19 protein-coding genes and 1 pseudogene are annotated in these 20,697 nt (G+C 63.0%); 17 read left to right on the top strand and 3 right to left on the bottom strand.

Annotation, left to right across the window (positions count from 1 at the left end; translation table 11 throughout):
- Positions 1 to 17: 17 nt before the first annotated feature.
- Positions 18 to 473, bottom strand: coding sequence for an NUDIX hydrolase (locus CGX12_RS13980; RefSeq protein WP_094040485.1), 456 nt, complete (start codon positions 471 to 473; stop codon positions 18 to 20).
- Positions 473 to 1,063: pseudogene (gene rluE, locus CGX12_RS13975) on the bottom strand (23S rRNA pseudouridine(2457) synthase RluE); the annotation flags it as partial. The gene CGX12_RS13980 and the pseudogene rluE, both read right to left, overlap by 1 nt.
- 216 nt (positions 1,064 to 1,279) lie before the next feature.
- Between rluE and icd the strand changes: the two are divergent.
- Positions 1,280 to 2,533, top strand: a complete 1,254-nt coding sequence (icd, locus tag CGX12_RS13970) for an NADP-dependent isocitrate dehydrogenase (RefSeq protein ID WP_094040483.1) — start codon at positions 1,280 to 1,282, stop codon at positions 2,531 to 2,533.
- A 1,247-nt stretch (positions 2,534 to 3,780) separates the two neighbouring features.
- Here icd and map read toward each other — a convergent pair.
- Positions 3,781 to 4,566: a type I methionyl aminopeptidase gene (gene map / locus CGX12_RS13965; RefSeq protein ID WP_094040482.1), complete on the bottom strand. Its 786-nt coding sequence runs from the start codon at positions 4,564 to 4,566 to the stop codon at positions 3,781 to 3,783.
- Positions 4,567 to 4,894: 328 nt separating this feature from the next.
- On the opposite strand from map, the gene rpsB reads away from it, so the two are divergent.
- The 16 genes from rpsB to CGX12_RS13885 all read left to right on the top strand — a co-directional run.
- Positions 4,895 to 5,620, top strand: coding sequence for a 30S ribosomal protein S2 (rpsB, locus tag CGX12_RS13960; RefSeq protein WP_094040481.1), 726 nt, complete (start codon positions 4,895 to 4,897; stop codon positions 5,618 to 5,620).
- A gap of 108 nt (positions 5,621 to 5,728) precedes the next feature.
- Entirely contained in the window at positions 5,729 to 6,607 is an 879-nt protein-coding gene (gene tsf, locus CGX12_RS13955; protein ID WP_094040480.1) for a translation elongation factor Ts, read from the top strand.
- A 70-nt stretch (positions 6,608 to 6,677) separates the two neighbouring features.
- Positions 6,678 to 7,406 carry a UMP kinase gene (gene pyrH, locus CGX12_RS13950; protein WP_094040479.1) on the top strand — a complete coding sequence of 243 codons (729 nt, stop codon included), beginning with the start codon at positions 6,678 to 6,680 and terminating at the stop codon, positions 7,404 to 7,406.
- A 115-nt stretch (positions 7,407 to 7,521) separates the two neighbouring features.
- Positions 7,522 to 8,079: a ribosome recycling factor gene (gene frr, locus CGX12_RS13945; protein WP_094040478.1), complete on the top strand. Its 558-nt coding sequence runs from the start codon at positions 7,522 to 7,524 to the stop codon at positions 8,077 to 8,079.
- Between the two features lie 74 nt (positions 8,080 to 8,153).
- Positions 8,154 to 8,921 (top strand): polyprenyl diphosphate synthase, encoded by a 768-nt coding sequence (gene uppS, locus CGX12_RS13940; protein WP_094040477.1) that lies wholly within the window; start codon positions 8,154 to 8,156, stop codon positions 8,919 to 8,921.
- Positions 8,922 to 9,019: 98 nt separating this feature from the next.
- On the top strand, positions 9,020 to 9,874 hold the full coding sequence (locus CGX12_RS13935; protein ID WP_094040476.1) for a phosphatidate cytidylyltransferase: 855 nt from the start codon (positions 9,020 to 9,022) through the stop codon (positions 9,872 to 9,874).
- 2 nt (positions 9,875 to 9,876) lie between these two features.
- The gene (gene ispC / locus CGX12_RS13930) at positions 9,877 to 11,067 is read left to right on the top strand and encodes a 1-deoxy-D-xylulose-5-phosphate reductoisomerase (RefSeq protein ID WP_094040475.1); all 1,191 of its coding nucleotides are present in this window, start codon (positions 9,877 to 9,879) and stop codon (positions 11,065 to 11,067) included.
- On the top strand, positions 11,067 to 12,416 hold the full coding sequence (gene rseP / locus CGX12_RS13925) for a sigma E protease regulator RseP (RefSeq protein WP_094040474.1): 1,350 nt from the start codon (positions 11,067 to 11,069) through the stop codon (positions 12,414 to 12,416). Before ispC ends, rseP begins: the two co-directional genes overlap by 1 nt.
- Before the next feature lie 29 nt (positions 12,417 to 12,445).
- The gene (gene bamA, locus CGX12_RS13920; RefSeq protein WP_094040473.1) at positions 12,446 to 14,860 is read left to right on the top strand and encodes an outer membrane protein assembly factor BamA; all 2,415 of its coding nucleotides are present in this window, start codon (positions 12,446 to 12,448) and stop codon (positions 14,858 to 14,860) included.
- A gap of 214 nt (positions 14,861 to 15,074) precedes the next feature.
- The gene (locus CGX12_RS13915; RefSeq protein ID WP_232513311.1) at positions 15,075 to 15,569 is read left to right on the top strand and encodes an OmpH/Skp family outer membrane protein; all 495 of its coding nucleotides are present in this window, start codon (positions 15,075 to 15,077) and stop codon (positions 15,567 to 15,569) included.
- Between the two features lie 11 nt (positions 15,570 to 15,580).
- Entirely contained in the window at positions 15,581 to 16,603 is a 1,023-nt protein-coding gene (lpxD, locus tag CGX12_RS13910) for a UDP-3-O-(3-hydroxymyristoyl)glucosamine N-acyltransferase (protein WP_094040471.1), read from the top strand.
- A 20-nt stretch (positions 16,604 to 16,623) separates the two neighbouring features.
- A complete protein-coding gene (gene fabZ / locus CGX12_RS13905) occupies positions 16,624 to 17,085 on the top strand; it encodes a 3-hydroxyacyl-ACP dehydratase FabZ (protein WP_094040470.1) in 462 nt (153 codons plus the stop codon).
- Between the two features lie 2 nt (positions 17,086 to 17,087).
- Positions 17,088 to 17,879: an acyl-ACP--UDP-N-acetylglucosamine O-acyltransferase gene (lpxA, locus tag CGX12_RS13900; protein ID WP_176442071.1), complete on the top strand. Its 792-nt coding sequence runs from the start codon at positions 17,088 to 17,090 to the stop codon at positions 17,877 to 17,879.
- Positions 17,854 to 19,023, top strand: coding sequence for a lipid-A-disaccharide synthase (gene lpxB, locus CGX12_RS13895; RefSeq protein ID WP_408645711.1), 1,170 nt, complete (start codon positions 17,854 to 17,856; stop codon positions 19,021 to 19,023). Before lpxA ends, lpxB begins: the two co-directional genes overlap by 26 nt.
- Positions 19,020 to 19,613, top strand: a complete 594-nt coding sequence (gene rnhB, locus CGX12_RS13890; protein WP_094040467.1) for a ribonuclease HII — start codon at positions 19,020 to 19,022, stop codon at positions 19,611 to 19,613. The genes lpxB and rnhB overlap by 4 nt, the downstream gene beginning before the upstream one ends.
- Positions 19,613 to 20,697 (top strand): PHP domain-containing protein (locus CGX12_RS13885; protein WP_142995633.1); only part of this gene is annotated, 1,085 nt, incomplete at its 3' end. The genes rnhB and CGX12_RS13885, both read left to right, overlap by 1 nt.

Below are 20,697 nucleotides of genomic sequence, written 5' to 3'. Positions count from 1 at the left end.
CCCTCACGCCTCACCCCTCACCCCTTACCCCTCACGCTCTTCAACGCGTCCAGCGGAAAGCGTGCCCCGGCCAGGTAATCGCGGAACGAGGCGAGAATAAGCGGGCTGCGCAGCTGGCTGCCCAGGGCCTCGATCTCGGCCAGGGTCAGCCAGTGGCAGCGGATGATGTCGCCGTCCGGATCCTGGGGATGGGTGGCCAGCGGCTCGGCCACCTCCACACAGAAGGTAAAGCGCACGAAGTGCTTGCCGCTGTCCGGCGCCTGGTACTGGTAGATGCCCACCGCCTGCTCGATGGGCAGGGCAAGGCCGGTTTCTTCCAGCAATTCGCGGCGGGCGCCGGCCAGCAGATCCTCGCCCGGCTCCAGGTGGCCGGCGGGCTGGTTGAACATGATGCGCCCCTGCTGCCACTCTTCCACCATCAAAAAGCGCTCGCCGGCACGCACTATCACCGCCAGGGTGACCGCATGGCTCATAGCTGCCTCCATTGTCCGGGCTGCAGCTCGCCCAGCGTCCAGTCGCCCATGGCATAGCGGATCAGGCGCAGGGTGGGAAAGCCGATATGGGCGGTCATGCGCCGCACCTGGCGGTTGCGTCCCTCGGTGATTTTGATCTCCAGCCAGCTGGTGGGAATGGCCTGGCGCTCGCGGATGGGCGGCACCCGCGGCCATACCGCGGGCTCGGCCATCAACCGGACCCTGGCCGGCAGGGTGGGGCCGTCGTTCAATTCCACCCCCTGGCGCAGACGTTCGAGGTCCGCGTCGGTGGGCACGCCCTCCACCTGCACCCAATAGGTCTTTTCGGTCTTGCGTCCGGGTTGGGTCAGGCGGGCGTTGAGGGCGCCGTCGTTGGTCAGCACCAGCAGGCCCTCGCTGTCCCGGTCCAGCCGGCCGGCGGCGTAGACACCGGGCACGTCCACATAGTCGGCCAGGGTCTGACGGCCATCGCCGTCGGTAAACTGGCACAGCACCATATAGGGCTTGTTGAACAGCAGCGTGGTCGGCGGCCCGGCCGGCGGCCTGTTAGACTTTGGTCGGGGTGCGGGACGGGGTCTTCTGGTCTTCATGGTGAAAATGCTTGATGAAACAGGGGGTTCAGCATAACAGAGTGCGCCCCGGCCGGCGAATGACAGGGCCCCGGAACTGTGACTGGGCCAATATTAATAGCCGGATCTTTAACCTATGATGCCAGGGCCTATATGGCGTGCGGTGCGTCCAATGGAGCGCGGCCCACCCGCCTGCGCTCCGGTAATAATTCAATATCAACAAGCCAGGAGAAAGCCATGACATCAAAAGTGACGGTGCCAACGGACGGACAAAAGATCACCCTGGATGCCGACGGCAAGCTGGTGGTCCCCCGGGATCCCATCATTCCCTTTATCGAAGGCGACGGCATCGGGGTGGACATCACCCCGGCGATGCTGCGGGTGGTGGATGCGGCCGTGGCCAAGGCCTACGGCGGCGAGCGCAAGATCAGCTGGATGGAGATCTACACCGGCGAAAAATCCACCCGGGTTTATGGCGAGAACACCTGGCTGCCGGAAGAAACCCTCGACTTTATCCGCGACTATCATGTGGCGATCAAGGGGCCGCTGACCACCCCGGTGGGCGGAGGCATCCGCTCGCTCAACGTGGCCCTGCGCCAGGAGCTGGACCTTTATGTCTGCCTGCGCCCGGTGCGTTATTACCAGGGTACCCCCAGCCCGCTGAAACAGCCCGAACTCACCGACATGGTGATCTTCCGCGAGAACAGCGAAGACATCTACGCCGGTATCGAATGGAAGGCCGGCAGCCCCGAGGCCCAAAAGGTCATCGACTTCCTGCGCGATGAGATGGGAGTGCAGAAAATCCGCTTCCCCGAGGATTGCGGCATCGGTATCAAGCCTGCCTCCCGCGAAGGCAGCCGCCGCCTGGTGCGGGCCGCCCTGCAGTACGCGGTCGACAACAACCGCGACTCGGTCACCCTGGTGCACAAGGGCAATATCATGAAGTTCACCGAAGGCGCCTTCAAGGACTGGGGCTACGAGCTGGCGCGGGAGGAATTCGGGGCCAAACTTATCGACGGCGGCCCCTGGTGCGCCTTCAAGAACCCGAACAACGGCCGGGAGATCGTGGTCAAGGACGTGATCGCCGACGCCTTTCTGCAGCAGATCCTGTTGCGTCCGGCCGAGTATGACGTGATCGCCTGCATGAACCTCAACGGCGACTATATCTCCGACGCCCTGGCGGCCCAGGTGGGCGGTATCGGCATCGCCCCCGGCGCCAATATCGGCGACGGAGTGGCGCTGTTCGAGGCTACCCACGGCACCGCGCCCAAGTACGCGGGGCAGGACAAGGTCAACCCGGGCTCGCTTATCCTTTCCGCCGAGATGATGCTGCGCCACCTGGGCTGGGTGGAAGCCGCCGATCTCATCATCAAGGGCATGGAAGGGGCCATCGCCAACAAGACGGTCACCTACGACTTCGAGCGGCTGATGGAAGGCGCCATCCTGCGCAAGTGCTCGGAATTCGCCGAGGACATAGTGGTGAATATGTAAAGAGGGGACGTACGCCTCTATAGCCGAGGGTTTGCACGGGGCATTGGGGCGCGGGCGGCCCGCCCGCATGGGTGTCATGCCGTGGTGTGGGTGTGGCATTGGACCTGTAGGGTCGAATTTATTCGACCGTTGGGGTGTGACGCCGTGGCTTGGGTGTGGCATTGGGTCTGTAGGGTCGAATTTATTCGACCGTTGGGGGTTACACCTGTGGCTTGGGTGTGGCGTTTGGTCGACTGAAGTCGACCCAACAGACACCTCCGTCCGTAGGGTCCACTTCAGTGGACCGTCCCGCCACCGGCGCCGTGGTCCGGTCGAATAAATTCGACCCTACGGTTTAGCGGTTCCCGCTGTGCGGGAAAGCAGGCGAGCCGCCTGCGCTCCAGGGTACGGCGTACGCCGCTATAGCCGAGGGTTTGCACGGGGTATTGGGGCGCGGGCGGCCCGCCCGCATGGGTGTCATGCCGTGGTGTGGGTGTGGCATTGGGTCTGTAGGGTCGAATTTATTCGACCGTTGGGGGTTACGCCTGTGGCTTGGGTGTGGCGTTTGGTCGACTGAAGTCGACCAAACGGTTTAGCGGTTCCCGCTTCGCGGGAAGGCAGGCGAGCCGCCTGCGCTCCAGGGTACGGCGTACGCCGCTATAGCCGAGGTTTTGCACGGTTCATTGGGGCGCGGGCGGCCCGCCCGCATGGGTGTCATGCCGTGGTGTGGGTGTGGCATTGGGTCTGTAGGGTCGAATTTATTCGACCGTTGGGGGTTACGCCTGTGGCTTAGGTGTGGCGTTTGGTCGACTGAAGTCGACCCAACAGACACCTCCGTCCGTAGGGTCCACTTCAGTGGACCGTCCCGCCACCGGCGCCGTGGTCCGGTCGAATAAATTCGACCCTACGGTTTAGCGGTTCCCGCTGTGCGGGAAAGCAGGCGAGCCGCCTGCGCTCCAGGGTACGGCGTACGCCGCTATAGCCGAGGGTTTGCACGGTTCATTGGGGCGCGGGCGGCCCGCCCGCATGGGTGTCATGCCGTGGTGTGGGTGTGGCATTGGACCTGTAGGGTCGAATTTATTCGACCGTTGGGGTGTGACGCCGTGGCTTGGGTGTGGCGTTTGGTCGACTGAAGTCGACCCTACGGTTTAGCGGTTCCCGCTGTGCGGGAAAGCAGGCGAGCCGCCTGCGCTCCAGGGGACGGCGTTCGACTCCAAGGCTGAAAAAAGCTGGAGACATGTTGGTCGTTGGCTAAGCAGCCTCACGCCTCACGCCTTGATAATACGCGGCAGATGGTCGTCCTTGCGCAGGGTCAGCACTTCGCAGCCGTCCTCGGTCACCAGTATGGTGTGCTCGTACTGGGCCGACAGGCTGCGGTCCTTGGTCACCACGGTCCAGCCGTCGCCCAGCATCTTGCTGTGGCGTTTGCCCACGTTGATCATCGGCTCTATGGTCAGGCACATGCCGGCCTGCAGCACTTCGCCGGTGCCCGGCTTGCCGTAGTGCAGCACCTGGGGCTCCTCGTGGAACTCACGGCCGATGCCGTGGCCGCAGTATTCCCGTACCACCGAGTAGTGGTGGGCTTCCGCATGCTGCTGGATGGCGGCGCCGATGTCGCCCAGGCGCACCCCGTGCTTCACCATCTTGATGCCGAGTTCCATGCATTCCTGGGTCACCCGGCACAGCCGCTCGGCCATGATGCTGGGCTTGCCCACAAAAAACATCCTGGAGGTATCGCCGTGGTAGCCGTCCTTGATCACCGTGATGTCGATATTGATGATGTCGCCGTCCTTCAGTTTCTTGTCGGACGGAATGCCGTGGCAGATCACATGGTTGACCGAGGTACAGATGGACTTGGGAAAGCCGTGGTAGTTGAGCGGCGCCGGAATCGCCTGCTGTTCGTTGACGATATAGTCATGGCAAATCTGGTTCAGTTCGTCGGTGGTGACGCCGGCCTTGACGTGAGGCTCGATCATTTCCAGCACCTCGGCGGCCAGGCGGCCGGCCACGCGCATCTTTTCTATTTCTTCCGGGGTTTTTATGACTATGCTCATTAAACTCGTCTCTGTGATGTGGGTGCCCGGTTTTGTCGCATCCGTGTCGCTCGGGGCGGCTGTCGGCCATGCCGTTGAAGGGGCAAAAGTGTAACCGCAAGCGGGTTCAACTTCCAGTGGCGGTCTTGCCTTGCCTCGCGCTCGTACTGGCGCGCGGCGCACTTTCATGGTATAAAGCGCGCCGTGACAGCCATGCCTGCCGGTTTGGCCGCTCACGACACATTCACTTTTTAACACACACACACATCGGCACATGCTCCAGGGTGCCTTCGGGTCGGAGCCATGGGATGTGTGGAGGCCTAACCCAATACACTATTTAGAGGAAATCATGGCACAAGTTTCTATGCGCGACATGCTGAAAGCCGGCGTTCACTTCGGTCACCAGACCCGTTTCTGGAACCCCAAGATGAAGCCCTTTATTTTCGGCGCCAGCAACCGGGTTCACATCATCAACCTGGAAAAAACAGTACCTATGTTCAACGACGCCCTGAACTACCTGGGCAGCGTTGCCTCCCGCAAGGGCAAGATCCTGTTTGTTGGTACCAAGCGCGCAGCCTCTGAAGCCGTTAAAGAAGCCGCTACCAAGTGTGATCAGTTCTATGTCAACCACCGCTGGCTGGGTGGCATGCTGACCAACTGGAAAACCGTACGTCAATCCATCAGCCGCCTGAAAGAGCTGGAAACCCAGTCTCAAGACGGCACCTTCGACAAGCTGACCAAGAAAGAGGCGCTGATGCGTACTCGCGAAATGGAGAAGCTGGAGAAGTCCCTGGGCGGTATCAAGGACATGGGCGGTCTGCCCGACGTACTGTTCGTCATCGACGCCGATCACGAACACATCGCCATCAAGGAAGCCAACAACCTGGGCATTCCTGTGGTTGCGGTAGTGGACACCAACTCTAACCCGGACGGCATCGACTACATCGTTCCCGGTAACGATGACGCCATCCGCGCCGTTCAGCTGTACCTGAACGCCGCTGCTGACGCCGTGACCACCGCCCGTGCGCAAGACTTGGCCGTGCAAGCCGAAGACAACTACGTCGTTGAAGAATAATAAAGTCTGAGCGAAGAGCTCGAGCCTTTATTAACCATACGCAAGTAATGGGTTAACGGGGGCCTTGTGCCCCTGTTTTCTTGTAGACCAAGACCGAGGATATTAGAGATGGCAAATATTTCCGCCGCCCTGGTAAAAGAACTGCGTGAGCGCACTGGCGCCGGCATGATGGATTGTAAAAAAGCCCTGATCGAAGCCAATGGCGACATCGAGAAGGCCATCGAAGACATGCGCAAGTCCGGCCAGGCCAAAGCCGCCAAGAAAGCCGGCCGCATCGCCGCCGAAGGCGTCATCCTGGTGCGCCAGGCCGGCAACACCGCCGTGATGATCGAACTGAACAGCGAAACCGACTTCGTTGCCAAGGACGCCGGCTTCCGCGCCTTCGGCGAGAAAGTGGCCGACATCGCCCTGGCCAACAAGATCAATGATCTGGACGCCCTGAAGGCTGCCGAGTTCGAGAATGGCGAGAGCGTGGAAACCACCCTCACCAACCTGATCGCCAAGATCGGCGAAAACATGAGCCTGCGCCGCATCGTGCTGGTGGAAGGCGACAACCTGACCACCTACCTGCACGGCACCCGCATCGGCGTTATCGTCAACCTGAAAGGCGGTGACGAAGAAGTGGCCAAAGACGTGGCCATGCACGTGGCTGCCTGCAGCCCGCAGTTCGTCAAGCCCGAAGACGTGTCCGACGAAGTGGTGGCCAAAGAGCGTGAAATCCAGGTAGACATCGCCGTCAACTCCGGCAAGCCGAAAGACATCGCCGAGAAGATGGTTGAAGGCCGCATGAAGAAGTTCACCGGCGAGATCTCCCTGACCGGTCAGCCCTTCGTCAAGGATCCGTCCGTCTCCGTTGCCGACGTACTGAAGCAGAAAGGCGCCGACGCCCTGGGCTTCGTCCGCTTCGAAGTGGGTGAAGGCATCGAGCGTAAAGAAGAAGACTTCGCCGCCGAAGTTCAGGCGCAAATCGCCGCCGCCAAGGGTTAATTCCCGCCATTTAGTGCTATCCAGACCGCGACACCCGTCGCGGTCTTTCTATGACCAGGAATAGAAAAGCATGAGTACCAATCCCAAACCCGCATACAGACGCATTCTTCTCAAACTCAGCGGCGAAGCGCTGCAAGGAGAGGAAGGCTTTGGTATCGACCCCGCCGTACTGGAGCGTATGGCGCAGGAAATCAAGGAACTGGTTGAATTGGGCGTTCAGGTCGGCCTGGTGATCGGCGGCGGCAACCTGTTCCGTGGTGCGGGCCTGGCCAAGGCGGGAATGAACCGCGTGGTGGGCGACCACATGGGTATGTTGGCGACCGTGATGAACGGACTGGCCATGCGTGATGCCCTGCACCGTGCTTATGTGAATGCTCGCCTGATGTCCGCCATTACCCTGGAAGGCATGTGCGACAGCTACAACTGGGCGGAAGCCATCAGCCTGCTGCGCAAGGGGCGGGTGGTGATCTTCTCCGCCGGCACCGGCAACCCCTTCTTCACCACCGACTCCGCCGCCTGCCTGCGCGGCATCGAAATCGAGGCCGACGTGGTACTCAAGGCCACCAAGGTTGACGGCGTGTTCAGCGAAGATCCCATGAAGAACCCCGAGGCGGAGCTGTTCCACCATCTCGACTACAGCGACGTGCTGGAAAAGGAGCTCAAGGTGATGGATCTGGCCGCCTTTACCCTGGCGCGGGATCACAACCTGCCGATCCGGGTCTTTAATATGAATAAGCCGGGTGCGCTGCGCCGCGCCGTGATGGGGGAAACCGAAGGCACCCTTATCTGCCGCAAGTAACTCTGTGGAGTGAGGTGTCAGGCGGGAGGCGTGAGGCGAATTTCCCCTCGCACTTCATGTTGCTCCTCACGCCTCACGCCTGACACTTCACCCAGGACCAAAGAGGATAACGACTGTGATTAACGACATTAAGAACGACGCCAAGGTGCGGATGGAAAAAAGCGTGGAAGCGCTGAAAACCCAGATGAACAAGGTGCGCACCGGCCGGGCCCATCCCAGCCTGCTCGACACCATCTACGTGGACTACTACGGCAGCTCCACCCCGCTCAAGCAGGTGGGCAACATCACCACCGAAGACTCCCGTACCCTGGCGGTGACGGTGTTCGACCGCTCCATGATCCAGGCGGTGGAAAAGGCCATCATGAGTTCCGACCTGGGCCTGAACCCATCCAGCGCCGGCACCACCATCCGCATTCCGCTGCCGCCGCTGAACGAAGAGCGCCGCAAGGATCTGATCAAGGTGGTCCGTCATGAAGCCGAACAGGGCCGGGTGGCCATCCGCAACATCCGTCGCGATGCCAACGGTGATCTGAAAGCGCTGTTGAAAGAGAAGGAAATTTCCGAGGACGACGACCGCCGCGCCCAGGACGATATCCAGAAACTGACCGATCTCTACATCAAGCAGGTGGACGAAGCCCTCGCCGCCAAAGAGAAAGAGTTAATGGAAATCTGATACTTACATCAGGTATAGTAGCCGACGCCGTGTAGCTGCCTGCACGGCGTTTGTCTTTGTGCAGGAGTGATTCAATGCCAACCACGGCAGCATTCAAGGAGCCATCCCAGCTACCCCGCCACGTCGCCATCATCATGGACGGCAACGGCCGTTGGGCCGAGCAGCGCGGCAAGTTCCGGGTAAGCGGCCACAAGGCCGGGGTCAAGGCGGTGCGCGAGGCGGTCACCTTTGCCTACAAGCTCGGCCTCGATGCCCTCACACTGTTCGCCTTTTCCAGCGAGAACTGGCGCCGCCCGGAAGAGGAAGTCAGCGCCCTGATGGGCCTCTTTATCGCCGTATTGGGTTCCGAGGTGCGCAAGCTGCACCGCAACAATATCCGCCTGCGCATCATCGGCGAGCGCGGTGCCTTCAGCGACCACCTGCAGCGCAAGATTGCCGATGCCGAGGCCTTGACCGCAGCCAATACCGGCCTGACCCTCAATATCGCCGCCAATTACGGCGGGCGCTGGGATATCGCCCAGGCGGCGCGCCGCCTGGCTGAACGGGTGGCCGCCGGCGAGCTGGCCCCGGGCGACATTACCGAACAACAGCTGGACGCGCACATGCAGCTGGCCGATCTGGCACCGGTGGATCTGCTGATCCGCACCGGGGGCGAGCAGCGCATCAGCAACTTTTTGCTTTGGCAACTGGCCTATGCCGAGTTGTATTTCACCCCCGTGCTCTGGCCCGACTTCGGCGAGGAGTCGTTCAGCGAGGCGGTGGCCGCCTTCGTGGAGCGGGAGCGTCGCTTCGGCTGCACCGGGGCGCAGATCCGTGCCCTGGTGGCGGAGCGCGAGGCGTGAGGCTGGCGGGAATCCGAGAGTAGGGTCGAATTTATTCGACCGGGTGCGGCACCGTGGCTGGGACGGTCGATTGAAATTTCAATAAGAGAGGATATTGCTTGCTGAAGCTTAGAATCATAACGGCCCTGTGCCTGATCCCCCTGGTGCTGGCCGCCATTTTCCTGTTGCCGCTGCCGTTCTTCGCCCTGTTCGCCACCGGCGTCTTCCTGCTGGCCGGCCGGGAATGGGGGCGCTTTATCGATGTCCGCAAGGCCAATGTGGTGATGGTTTCCCTGGCCCTGGTCCTGATCGCCCTGATGGCGTCGGTCCCCATCGCGCAGATCTGGGCCGCCGGGCTGCACCCCTGGGTGGCGGCGGTACTCTATGGCGGCGCCCTGTGGTGGCTGCTGGCCCTGGGATTGGTGCTGGCCTATCCCCGCTCCGCCGCCCTCTGGCGCGATCACCTCTGGCTGAAGGCGCTGTTCGCCCTGATGAGCCTGATCCCCTTCTTCTGGGCCCTGCTGGTGCTGCGCAGTTACCAGTATGAGCAGAATCCCTATTTCGGCGCCTGGCTGCTGCTGTTCGTGATGTCCCTGGTATGGGCGGCGGACACCGGCGCCTATTTCGTGGGCAAGGCCATGGGCCGCCACAAGCTGTGCCCGCGGGTCAGCCCGGGCAAGACCATCGAAGGCATGCTGGGCGGGGTGGCCGCCGCCAGCCTGCTGGCCCTGGTGGTGACCCAGGCCCTGGGCCTGCCGTGGCGGGAAAGCGGCGTCCTGCTGCTGGCCTCGGTGGTGGCGGTGTTCGCCTCGGTGCTGGGCGATCTGGTGGAGAGCATGTTCAAGCGGGAGGCCGGCATCAAGGATTCCGGCCAGATACTGCCGGGCCATGGCGGCATCATGGATCGAATTGACAGTCTTACCGCCGCCTTGCCGGTCTTTATTGTGGTAGTGCAGTTGATGGGGCGGGGCTGAGCATGGAAAGGCTGACCATACTGGGTGCCACCGGCTCCATCGGCCAGAGCACCCTGGGCGTGGTGCGGCGCCATCCGGCGCGGTTCTCGGTATTTGCGCTCACCGCCAGCCGGCAGGTGGACAGGATGCTGGCCGACTGCCTGGAGTTCGGTCCCCGCTACGCGGTGATGGCCGACGAGCAGGCGGCGGGCGAACTGCGTCGCCGGCTGGCGGAGCTGGGCTCCTCCACCCAGGTGCTGAGCGGGCCCGCGGCCCTGTGCGAGGTGGCGGCGGAGCCCGAGGTCGGCTGCGTGATGGCGGCCATCGTCGGTGCCGCCGGCCTGCTGCCCACCCTGGCGGCGGTGCGGGCCGGCAAGCGGGTGCTGCTGGCCAACAAGGAAGCGCTGGTGATGAGCGGCGAACTGTTCATCGAGGCGGTGCACCGGCACGGGGCCCGGTTGCTGCCGGTGGACAGCGAACACAACGCCATCTTCCAGTGCCTGCCGGCCGAGCTGCAGCAAACGCCGGGACGGGGCAGCCTGAGGGAGGCCGGCATCGGCAAGATACTGCTCACCGGCTCCGGCGGGCCTTTCCGCTACACGCCGCTGGCGGAGCTGGCGGCGGTGACCCCGGCCCAGGCGGTGGCGCATCCCAACTGGTCGATGGGGCCCAAGATTTCGGTGGACTCGGCCACCATGATGAACAAGGGGCTGGAATACATAGAGGCGCGCTGGCTGTTCAATGCCCCGCCCGAACAACTGGAGGTGCTGGTGCATCCCCAGTCGGTGATCCATTCGATGGTGCAGTACTCGGACGGTTCCGTCTTGGCCCAGCTGGGCCAGCCGGATATGATGACCCCCATCGCCCATGCCCTGGGCTGGCCGGAGCGCATCAGCTCGGGGGTGGCGCCGCTGGACTTCTGCCGCCTGGGGGAGCTGACCTTTATGGCGCCGGACATGGCCCGGTATCCCTGCCTGCGGCTCGCCATCGAGGCCTGCGCGGCGGGGCAGGGCGCCACCACGGCGCTCAATGCCGCCAACGAAGAGGCGGTGGCCGCCTTCCTGGCCGGCGGGCTGGACTATATGGGCATAGCGGCGGTAAATGAAACGGTGGTGCAAAACCTGGGTCTGACCAGGGTAGGCAGCCTGGACGACATCCTCGCGCTGGATGACCAGGCCCGTCGTAGTGCAACAGAGATAATCAGGAGACGGTGATGACAGGCGTATTGTGGAACCTGGGCGCCTTTATCGTCGCCCTCGGCATCCTGGTGGCGGTGCATGAGTTCGGCCACTTCTGGGTGGCCCGGCGCAACGGGGTGAAGGTAGAGCGATTTTCCATCGGCTTCGGCAAGCCGATCTGGCGCCGTATGGGCAAGGATGGCACCGAGTACGTGGTGGCCATGATCCCGCTCGGCGGTTATGTGAAGATGCTGGATGGCCGGGTGGACGAGATCCCACCCGAGCAGCGCCACCAGGCGTTCGACAGCAAGTCGGTATGGGCGCGGATGGCGATAGTGGTGGCCGGGCCCATGGCCAATTTCCTGTTTGCGGTGTTCGCCTTCTGGCTGATGTTCATGATAGGGGTGCCGGCGGTCAAGCCGGTGCTGAACGAGGTAACGCCCGGCTCGCCGGCGGCCCAGGGCGGCCTGGCCCCGGGCATGGAAATCGTGGCCATCGACGGCAAGCGCGTCCGTACCTGGGAAGACGTGAATTTCGCCCTGATCGGCCGCCTGGGGGAATCCCAGACCCGTTTCGAGGCCGAAGACGGCTACGGCCAGCGCCGGGAATACCGGATACCGCTTGAGCAGTGGCAGTTCAACCCGGACGAAACCTCGCCCATCGCCGCCCTGGGACTGGTGCCGGTGGGGCCGGAGCTGACCCTGACCGTGGCCGAGGTGGTGAGCGGCGGGCCGGCGGCCCTGGCCGGGGTTCAACCCGGCGATACCCTGCAGGCGCTGGACGGTGAACCCCTGGCACACTGGAACCAGGTGGTGGAGCTGATCCAGGCTGCTCCCGAGCAGCCGATGGAACTCTTGTTGAATCGTGAAGGTCAGACAGTGGGTTTGACCCTGACCCCGGAGCGGCGGGAAAGCCGGGAGCGGGTGATCGGCTATGCCGGCCTGGCGCCGGAGGTGCTGCCGGTGGCCGAGCAATACCGGTTCGAACTCAGCTATGGCCCGGTGGCGGCCATCGGGGCGGGCCTCCAGCGCACCTGGGAGCTGACGGTGCTCACCTTCAAGATGATCGGCAAGCTGCTTACCGGTATCGTATCGGTCGACAACCTGAGCGGCCCCATCTCCATCGCCAAGGGGGCCGGGGTCAGTGCCGAATTCGGGCTGGTGTATTTCCTTGCCTTCCTGGCGTTGGTGAGCGTGAATCTGGGCATCATCAACCTGTTGCCCTTGCCGGTGCTGGACGGTGGCCACCTGCTGTTTTATCTGGTGGAAGCGGTCACCGGGCGGCCGGTGCCGGAAAAAATACAGGAAATCGGGTTCAAGATTGGGGCTGCCCTGCTGCTGATGCTGATGGGGCTGGCGCTGTTCAATGATTTTGCTCGCCTCTAGGGCGAACGACACAAGGATAACGTCTAATAATGACAGTCAAAAAAACGCTTGTGGCCTCCTGCCTGCTGGGAGCCAGCCTGCTGGCCCAGGCACAGGGTGACATGACCCCCTTTGTGGTGCAGGACATCCAGATCAACGGCTTGCAGCGGGTCACCCTGGGGGCCGCCCTGCTCAGCCTGCCGGTGCGGGTGGGCGAGGAAGTGGACGCCGCCCGTCTGTCCGAGGCGATCAAGAGCCTCTATGCCTCCGGCAACTTCGAGGATGTTCAGCTGCTGCGCGATGGCGACGTGCTGGTGGTGCAGGTGACCGAGCGGCCCACCATCGCCGGCATCAGCTTCAGCGGCAACAAGGAAATCAAGGAAGCCCAGCTCATGGAAAGCCTCGAGGGCGCCGGGGTGCGGGTGGGCGAGCCGCTGGATCGCACCACCCTGAGCTCGCTCGAGAAGGGGCTGGAAGATTTCTATTACGGGGTGGGCAAGTACTCCGCCCAGGTCAAGGCGGTGCTGACGCCGCTGCCCCGCAACCGGGTGGATCTGAAGTTTGAATTCGTGGAAGGCCCGGCCGCCGAGATCAAGCAGATCAACATCGTCGGCAACAAGGCCTTCAGCGAAGAGCAGCTGCTGGCCCAGTTGCAGCTGTCCGACAGCGTGCCCTGGTGGAACTTTATGGCCGACCAGCGTTACCAGAAACAGAAGCTGGCCGGCGACATCGAGACCCTGCGTTCCTACTACCGGGACAGGGGCTATCTCAAGGCGGAAGTCACCTCCACCCAGGTGTCCATGTCTCCCGACCGGGAAGGGGTTTACATCACCCTGAACGTGGAGGAGGGCGAGCAGTACCGGGTGTCCGGCGTCAGCCTGCGTGGGGATCTGATCGATCGTCGCAGCGAGCTGGAGGCCCTGGTGCCGGTGCAGGCGGGGGATCTCTATTCCGCCGCCGACGTGGCCCATATGGAGGAAGTGCTGTCCAAGTTCCTGGGCCGCTTCGGCTACGCCTATCCGCGCATCAGCACCTTCCCGCAGATCGACGAAGGCACCAAACAGGTGGATCTGGTGGTCAACATCGAGCCGGGCAACCGGGTCTATGTGCGTCGCATCAACTTCAGCGGCAACATCATCACCAAGGATGAGGTGCTGCGCCGGGAGATGCGGCAGATGGAGGGCACCTGGCTGTCGAGCGAAAACGTCGAGCAGTCCCGCACCCGCCTGAACCGCCTGGGCTATTTCTCCGACGTGCAGGTGGAAACCCGCCGGGTGCCGGGTGAAGAAGACCTGGTGGATCTGGACGTGAACGTCAAGGAGCAGCCCGCCGGCTCCATCAATTTCGGCGTGGGTTACGGCACCGACTCCGGTTTCAGCATCCAGGCCGGCCTGCAGCAGGACAACTTCCTCGGCACCGGCAACCGGGTGGGCATCAACTCCCAGATGAACGACTACTCCAAGGACGTGTCCCTGGAGTACACCGACCCCTACTTCACCGTGGACGGGGTCAGCCTGGGCGGCCGCCTCTACTACCGCAAGTTCGAGGCGCGGGACGCCAACCTGGCCGACTACGACAGCACCACCTACGGCGCCCGCCTGCTCAGCGGTTTCCCCATCAACGAAACCAACAGCCTGAACTTCAGCGCCGGTTACGAGCACAACTCCCTGGGCAAGCCGGAAGACAGCTACCTGCAGCTGGACGACTTCTGGACCCTGCACGGCGCCAATGTCGACAGCAGCAACGAGATCAGCTTCAACACCTTCGACCTCAGCGCCGGCTGGACCCGCAACACCCTGAACAAGGGCTTTTTCCCCACCGCCGGCAGCCGCCAGAGCCTGAACGCCAAGGTGGCGGTGCCCGGCTCGGATCTGCAGTACTACAAGCTGAGCTTCGACGACGCCCATTACCTGCCGATCGATCGGGAGCACAACTGGGTGCTGCACGGCAAGTTCCGCGCCGCCTACGGCAACGGCTACGGCGATGCCAGCAACGGCAGCCAGCGCCTGCCCTTCTTCGAGAACTACTACGGCGGTGGTTTCAGCACCCTGCGTGGCTTCAAGAGCAACTCGGTGGGCCCCCGGGCCATATATCCCGAGGGCAGTGGTCTGCGCGGCTCCGACAGCGCCATCGGCGGCAACGCCCTGCTGGCGGGCTCGGCGGAGCTGATCGTGCCGACCCCCTTCGCCGGCGAGGATCTGCAGCGTTCGCTGCGCACCAGCCTGTTCGTGGACGTGGGGACCGTCTGGGATACCGAGTACACGGCCTACGACAGTGATTGTGTCAGCAGTTGCGAGCTGATCTACGACTTCGGCTCCCTGTCGAACTTCCGGGCCTCGACCGGGGTCAGCATGCAGTGGCTGTCGCCCCTGGGGCCGCTGGTGTTCTCCCTGGCCACCCCCATCAAGAAGGTGGAAGGGGACAAGACCGAAGTGTTCAACTTCAATATCGGCCGGACCTTCTAATTCGGCGACGGTGGGGTCGACTTTATTCGACCGGGCGAGGCGTGGTGGTTGGAGTGGTCGATTGAAATCGACCCTACAGGGCCAGGCATCGGTCTTCGGCGACAGTAGGGTTGAATTTATTCGACCGGGCGAGGCGCCGGTGTTGGGAGTGGTCGATTGAAATCGACCCTACATTAAAATATGGCTTACAAGCAGGAGTGTTATCTTGAAACAAATGATGAAAATGTTGGGTGTAATGGCGCTGGTGCTGAGCGCCGGGGTGGCCCAGGCCCAGAGCGGCAAGATCGCGGTGGTGGACACCGCCGAGGTGTTCCAGAAAATGCCCCAGCGACAGGTAGTGGCCAACCAGTTGCAGAAAGAGTTTGAAAACCGGGTCAAGGAAGTGCAGAAACTGGAAGCCGATGGCCGTACTTTTGTTGAAAAACAGCAGAAGGACATGGCCTTTATGAACGATCAGCAAAAGGCCGATGCCCAGAAAAAGCTGAACGAGATGCAGGGCGCCTATGTGCAGAAGCGCCGTTCCCTGGAAGAAGACCAGGCCCGCCGCGAGCATGAAGAGCGGCAGAAAATGCTGGCGCGCATCAAGACCGCCATCGACGAAATCACCAAGGCCCAGGGGCTGGAACTGGTGATCGAGCGCGGTGCCGCCATCTATGTATCCCCCTCGCTGGACATCACCGAGCAGGTGATCAGCAAGGTCAGCAAGTAAGAGACAGGTCAATGAACGTAACGCTGCAAGAGCTGGCCGGCCATCTGGGTGCCGAGCTGAAGGGCGATCCGGGGGTGAAGATCACCCGGGTCAACACCCTGGACAAGGCCGGCCCGGGCGAGGTGGCCTTTTTGTCGGACAGCAAGTATCGCCACCTGCTGGCCGAGACCAAGGCGGCCGCCGTGATCCTGAAAGCCGAAGACAGCGTCGCCTGCCCGGTGGCCAGCCTGGTGATGGCCGACCCTTACCTCGGCTTCGCCCTGGCCGCCCAGCGGCTGGACACCACGCCGGCGCCGGCGGTGGATATCCACCCCAGCGCCGTCATCGCGGAGGATGCCGTGCTGGGCGAGGGCGTGGCCATCGGCGCCAACGCGGTGATTGAATCGGGCGTGGTGCTGGGCGCGGGGGTCATCGTCGGTCCCGGCTGCTTTGTCGGCAAAAATACCCGGCTGGGGGCCCGTACCCGGCTGTGGGCCAACGTCACCCTCTACCACAACGTGGTATTGGGCAGCGACTGCCTGGTGCAGTCGGGGGCGGTGATCGGCGCCGACGGCTTCGGTTACGCCAACAACAAGGGCGAATGGGTCAAGATCCCCCAGCTCGGCGGCGTGGTGATCGGCAACCGGGTGGAAATCGGCGCCTGCACCACCATAGACCGCGGTGCCCTGGGCGATACCCGCATCGCCGACAACGTTATCATCGACAACCAGTGCCAGATCGCCCACAACGTGGAGATCGGCTATGGTACCGCCATGGCCGGTGGTACCATCATGGCCGGTAGTCTCAAAGTCGGTAAATATTGTATCATTGGCGGCGCTTCGGTCTTCAACGGCCATATGGAGATTTGCGACGGGGTCACCATCACCGGCATGGCCATGGTGATGCGGCCCATTACCGAACCCGGCGTCTATTCCTCCGGCATACCGCTGCAGACCAACAAAGAGTGGCGCAAAACGGCGGCGCGGGTGATGCGCATCGACGACATGCACAAGCGGCTCAGCCGGCTTGAAAAACAACTAGACAAAAAAGACTAAGCGATTGGTAGGGTTACATTTTGAATAACGAACTGAATCAGTTGGATATCCAGGAGATCCTGGAACTGTTGCCGCACCGTTACCCCTTTCTGATGGTGGACCGGGTGGCCCATTATGAAATTAGCCCCGAGCGCAAGACCCTGAGAGGCATCAAGAACGTGTCTTTCAACGAGCCGATGTTCACCGGCCACTTCCCCCAGAAACCGGTGTTTCCCGGCGTGCTGATCCTGGAAGCCATGGCCCAGGCCACCGGCATACTGGCCTTCAAGATGGTCGGCAAGCCCAAACCGAACGAGCTGTACTACTTCGCCTCCATCGACAACGCCCGCTTCAAGCGCCCCGTGGTGCCGGGAGACCAGTTGATCCTGGATGTGGAATACCTGAAGGAGCGCCGCGGCATCGCCAAGTTCACCGGTGTGGCCACCGTGAACGGCGAACTGGTGTGCTCCGCCGAACTGATGTGTGCCAAACGCGAGGGTTGAGTGTGACCGAGTTGAGTGCAGTGATCCATGAAACCGCCATCGTCCACCCCGATGCCAGCATTGGCCAGGGTGTGGAGATCGGCCCCTGGACCCTGATCGGACCCGAGGTGGAGATCGGCGACGGCTGTCGTATCGGCTCCCATGTGGTGATCAAGGGGCCGACCCGCATCGGCCAGCGCAACCGTATCTTCCAGTTCGCCTCCATCGGCGAAGACTGCCAGGACAAAAAATACGCCGGCGAGCGTACCTTCCTGGAGATCGGTGACGACAACGTGATCCGTGAATCCTGCACTTTCCACCGGGGCACCAGCCAGGATGAAAGCATCACCCGGGTGGGCAGCCGCAACCTGTTCATGGTGAACGTGCACGTGGCCCACGACTGCCGTATCGGCGACGACTGCATCTTCGCCAACAACGCCACCCTGGCCGGGCATGTGCACATCGGCGACCATGTCATCTTCGGTGGCCATGCCGCCATCCACCAGTTCGGCCGGGTCGGCAGCCACGCCTTTATCGCCGGTTGCGCCGCCCTGAACAAGGACGTGCCCCCCTACGTGATGGCCGCCGGCCTCTATGCCAAGCCGTTCGGCATCAACTCCGAAGGCCTGCGCCGCCGGGGCTTTTCCGCCGAGGCCATTTCCGCCATCAAGCAGGCCTACAAGGAAATCTTCCGCAGCGGCAAGACGGTGGCCGAAGTGCTTCCCGTGCTCGAGGCGCTGAACGAAAAGCAGCCCGAGGTGGGCATCATGATCGACTTCCTCAAGCAAAATGAACGTGGGATCATTCGTGCCTGAGTCGCAACGCCCCTTACGCATCGGAATCGTCGCCGGGGAAGTCTCCGGCGATACTTTAGGTGCCGGTCTGATCCGCGAGCTTCGTGCCCGCCATCCGGACGCCATCATAGAGGGCATCGCCGGCCCGCAGATGATCGAGGCCGGCTGCAACGCCCTGTTCGATATGGACGAGCTGGCGGTGATGGGGGTGGTGGAGGTGCTGGGCCGGCTGCCGCGCATCCTGCAAATCCGCCGGCAGATAGTGCGCCATTTTATCGACAACCCGCCGGACGTGTTCGTGGGCATCGATGCCCCCGATTTCAATATCGGGGTTGAACTCAAGCTCAAGCGGGCCGGCATTGCCACCATCCATTATGTCAGTCCCTCGGTCTGGGCCTGGCGGCAGAACCGCATCCACAAGATCAAGGCCGCCACCGATCTGGTGCTGGCCTTTTTGCCGTTTGAAAAGGCCTTCTACGACCGCTTTGACGCTCCCTGCCGCTTTATCGGCCATACCCTGGCGGATCAGATGCCGCTCACGCCCGACACCCGGGGCGCCCGCGAGCGGCTGGGGCTTGCCCCCGACGGCCCCTATCTCGCCCTGCTGCCCGGCAGCCGCCATGCGGAAGTGACCCTGCTGAGCCCGGTGTACCTGGAGGCGTGCAAGCAGCTCAAGGTGCGCCACCCGGAGCTGAAGTTCGTGGTGCCCCTGGTCAACGCCAGGCGCCGGCAGGAATTCCTCGCCATCAAGGCGGAAGTGGCGCCCGAACTCGACATCACCCTGATCGAAGGCCGGGGGCGGGAGGTGATGACCGCCGCCGACGTGGTCCTGCTGGCCTCGGGCACCGCCACCCTGGAGGCCATGCTGGCCAAAAAGCCCATGGTGGTGGGCTACAAGCTCAAGGACTTCAGCTACTGGCTGGCCCAGCGCCTGGTCAAGACCGAACACGTGTCCCTGCCCAACCTGCTGGCCGACCAGACCCTGGTGGCGGAGCTGATCCAGCACGAATGCACCCCCGGCCACATCGTGGACGAGGTGGGCAAGCTGCTGGAGCACGACAACGGCGAACTGCTCGCCCATTTCACCCGGCTGCACAAGCAGATCCGCTGCAACGCCGACGAGCAGGCCGCCCTGGCGGTGCTGGAGCTGGCCGGACAGCCATGAGCGAGATCATCTACCCCGAACATGTCCTGGTCGCCGGCGTGGACGAGGTGGGGCGCGGCCCCCTGGTGGGCGACGTGGTCACCGCCGCCGTCATCCTGGATCCCGCCAATCCCATCCCCGGCCTGGCCGACTCCAAGAAACTCAGCGAGAAAAAGCGCGAGCAACTGGCGCCGCTGATCCGCGAGCGGGCCCTGGCCTGGGCCATCGGCCGCTGCTCGCCGGCGGAGATCGACGAACTCAACATACTGCACGCCACCCTGCTGGCGATGCAGCGGGCGGTGGCGGGGTTGGCGGTGCAACCGGGCTTCGTCTTCGTCGACGGCAACCGCTGCCCGGTGCTGCCCATGGCCGCCCGGGCGGTGGTGAAGGGGGACGACCGGGTGGCCGAGATCGCCGCCGCCTCCATCCTGGCCAAGGTGGCCCGGGATCAGGAAATGGTGGCGCTCGACGTCCGCCATCCCCAGTACGGTTTTGCCCGCCACAAGGGCTATCCCACCAGGGAGCACCTGGCGGCCCTGGCCGAGCATGGCGCCCTGCCCGAGCACAGGCGCAGCTTCAGGCCGGTGGCCTTGATACTGGCGGAGGCCTGATGCCGGTTCCCTTTATCCATCTGCGCGTCCATTCGGATTTTTCCATGGTGGACGGCCTGGCCAAGATAGGCCCCATCAACAAGCGGGTGCGGGAGCTGGGCTATCCGGCCCTGGCCCTGACCGACCAGATGAACCTGTGCGGCCTGGTGCGCTTCTACGGCGACGCCCACGGCAAGGGGCTCAAGCCCATCGTCGGCACCGATATCTGGGTGCAGAGCGAGGAGCTGGGCGAGCAGCAGTTCCGCCTGACCCTGCTGGCCATGGACAACACCGGCTACCAGAACATCACCCTGCTGATCTCCAGGGCCTACGAGCGCGGTCATGTGCAGCACAGGCCCGTTGTCGACAAGGCCTGGCTGGCCGAGCACAGCGAAGGGGTCATAGTGCTGTCCGGCGGGCGCGACGGGGACGTCGGCATTTACCTGCTCAAGGGCAACGACGAGCTGGCGGCCCAGTGCCTGTCCTTCTACCGGCAGCATTTTCCCGATCGCTACTACCTGGAGCTGCTGCGCACCGAGCGGCCGGACGAAGAAAGCTACCTGCACATGGCGGTGGCCCTGGCCGGGCGGGAAGGGCTGCCGGTGGTGGCCACCAACGAGGTGGTGTTCCTCGACAAGGACGACTTCGACGCCCATGAGATCCGGGTAGCCATCCACGACGGCTACACCCTCGACGACAAGCGCCGGCCGCGCCGCTACAGCGCCGAGCAGTACCTCAAAAGCCCGGCAGAGATGGCCGAGCTGTTCGCCGACATCCCCGAGGCGCTGGAAAACAGCGTGGAGATCGCCAAGCGCTGCAACGTGACGGTGCGCCTGGGCGAATATTTCCTGCCGGACTTTCCCACCGGCGACATGAGCATCGAGGACTACCTGGTCAAGTGCTCGCAAGAGGGACTGGAGGAGCGGCTCGAATTCCTGTTCCCGGATCCGGCCGTGCGCGCCGAGAAGCGCGGCGAATACGACGAGCGGCTCAAGATCGAGCTGGAAGTGATCAACCAGATGGGCTTCCCCGGCTACTTCCTGATCGTGATGGAGTTTATCCAGTGGTCCAAGGATAACGGCATCCCGGTGGGGCCGGGGCGGGG

Origin of the sequence: Zobellella denitrificans (genome assembly GCF_002237365.1) — a bacterium.
GTDB classification, from domain to species: Bacteria; Pseudomonadota; Gammaproteobacteria; order Enterobacterales; family Aeromonadaceae; genus Oceanimonas; species Oceanimonas denitrificans.
Note: the sequence above shows the minus strand (reverse complement) of the source record. Positions and strands in the feature narration are given on the sequence as shown.

Bases quoted from the DNA above. Each gene is read 5' to 3' on its own strand.
- uppS (WP_094040477.1), top strand. From the start codon at position 8,154: ATGCCAACCACGGCAGCATTCAAGGAGCCATCCCAGCTACCCCGCCAC.
- rnhB (WP_094040467.1), top strand. From the start codon at position 19,020: ATGAGCGAGATCATCTACCCCGAACATGTCCTGGTCGCCGGCGTGGAC.
- pyrH (WP_094040479.1), top strand. From the start codon at position 6,678: ATGAGTACCAATCCCAAACCCGCATACAGACGCATTCTTCTCAAACTC.
- CGX12_RS13980 (WP_094040485.1), bottom strand. From the start codon at position 473: ATGAGCCATGCGGTCACCCTGGCGGTGATAGTGCGTGCCGGCGAGCGC.
- map (WP_094040482.1), bottom strand. From the start codon at position 4,566: ATGAGCATAGTCATAAAAACCCCGGAAGAAATAGAAAAGATGCGCGTG.
- icd (WP_094040483.1), top strand. From the start codon at position 1,280: ATGACATCAAAAGTGACGGTGCCAACGGACGGACAAAAGATCACCCTG.
- bamA (WP_094040473.1), top strand. From the start codon at position 12,446: ATGACAGTCAAAAAAACGCTTGTGGCCTCCTGCCTGCTGGGAGCCAGC.
- rseP (WP_094040474.1), top strand. From the start codon at position 11,067: ATGACAGGCGTATTGTGGAACCTGGGCGCCTTTATCGTCGCCCTCGGC.
- CGX12_RS13915 (WP_232513311.1), top strand. From the start codon at position 15,075: ATGATGAAAATGTTGGGTGTAATGGCGCTGGTGCTGAGCGCCGGGGTG.
- ispC (WP_094040475.1), top strand. From the start codon at position 9,877: ATGGAAAGGCTGACCATACTGGGTGCCACCGGCTCCATCGGCCAGAGC.
- tsf (WP_094040480.1), top strand. From the start codon at position 5,729: ATGGCAAATATTTCCGCCGCCCTGGTAAAAGAACTGCGTGAGCGCACT.
- lpxB (WP_408645711.1), top strand. From the start codon at position 17,854: ATGAACGTGGGATCATTCGTGCCTGAGTCGCAACGCCCCTTACGCATC.
- rpsB (WP_094040481.1), top strand. From the start codon at position 4,895: ATGGCACAAGTTTCTATGCGCGACATGCTGAAAGCCGGCGTTCACTTC.
- lpxD (WP_094040471.1), top strand. From the start codon at position 15,581: ATGAACGTAACGCTGCAAGAGCTGGCCGGCCATCTGGGTGCCGAGCTG.